This is a genomic window from Geobacillus sp. WSUCF-018B (genome assembly GCF_002809985.1).
GTDB lineage: Bacteria > Bacillota > Bacilli > Bacillales > Anoxybacillaceae > Geobacillus > Geobacillus thermophilus.
This window is the reverse complement of sequence record NZ_PIJF01000134.1, coordinates 1-1,325: the sequence shown is the minus strand read 5'-3', so window position 1 is coordinate 1,325 and position 1,325 is coordinate 1. Positions and strand designations below refer to the sequence as shown.

At 46.1% G+C, this 1,325-nt stretch carries 1 protein-coding gene; it reads left to right on the top strand.

Annotation, left to right across the window (positions count from 1 at the left end; genetic code table 11):
• Positions 1-118 precede the first annotated feature (118 nt).
• Positions 119-1,294, top strand: coding sequence for an ISL3 family transposase (locus tag CV944_RS16975; RefSeq protein WP_041470235.1), 1,176 nt, complete (start codon positions 119-121; stop codon positions 1,292-1,294).
• Positions 1,295-1,325 lie beyond the last annotated feature (31 nt).

Below are 1,325 nucleotides of genomic sequence, written 5' to 3'. Positions count from 1 at the left end.
GGCTCTTCACCACAAGTTGTACTTGATCATTTAAGGTAGGTGTGCATAGAGGGTACAAAAAATGCGAATTTTCCTGTATGGTAAAGGTGACCAAACCAAACCATGGAGGGAAATTCGCATGTACTCTCAGTTTATCAAAGAACTCATCGATTTACCAGATGTTTTGATTCAAAAGGTGCGAAAAGAAGGGGAACGTTGGATTTTCGAACTTTCTCTACCCGAACAATGCCCGTTATGTCCTGTCTGCTTGAAGCGCACGATCAAAATGACAGACAAAAAGAAGCAATGGATGCATGGCTATGCTCAGCGAATCGGAATTTTTTGGATCGAACTTCCTGTCGAGCGCAGACGTTGTAGCACGTGTGGCGTGACGTTCAGCACGTCGTATCCAGCCATCTCTCCTCGAAGTGTGGCGACGGATGCTTTTCAGCGATGGGTCGCGCAATCTTGCATCGGAACATCCATTCAGGCGGTGGCTCGTATGCTCAAGCTTCCTTACACGACCGTTGAACGATGGTTTTATACCCATGCCCCTTCCTTCCTATCGAATGACGTCCAACCAAAGGCGGTTTGTGTCGATGAGTTTGCGTTTCGAAAAGGGCACGACTATGGAGTGGCGATCATGGATGCCGAAACGGGAGAAGTGTATACCGTTGAAGCAGGAAAGAACGAGGAAGCCATTGGGCGTGCATTGGCTCATGTGTCTCGTTCCGTTCAGTATGTCGTGAGTGACTTGGCTCCAGCGATGAAAAAAGCGATTCAACGGGTTTGCCCAGAGGCGACACATGTCGTCGACTATTTCCATGTCATTCAGCTGTTTACCGATGCTTTAGAACGTTGTCGCAAATATTTGGGCAAAGGAGGCAAGAAACACGGAAATGTTCGTTACGTTTGCCGTTTATTGAGCCAATGCCCAGAGAAATTGACGGAGGAAGAACGTCAAATCATACGAGAATGGTGTAATGAAAGCGATTACTTAAAGTCTGTTTACCAATCGCTCCAACATGTTCGCTATGTGTTCAAAAGCAAAGATGAGCAACAGGCGAAACGTCGTTTGAACGCCTGGGTTCATCGGTATTTGTTTTGTCCTTGTTCTGCTGTTCGCGCCATCGCAAAATCACTCGTCAAACGAACAGACGAAATCATATCGTGCATTTTATCCCCTTATTCAAATGGGAAAATGGAGGGAACAAATAACAAGATCAAGCTGATGAAACGTCGGGGATACGGATACAGAAATATCCAGCGTTTTGCATTGCGGGTTCGGCTAGAAACAGCTAACATACTTTCATGACAGGTGCAAGTACATCTTTTGGTGATGAACC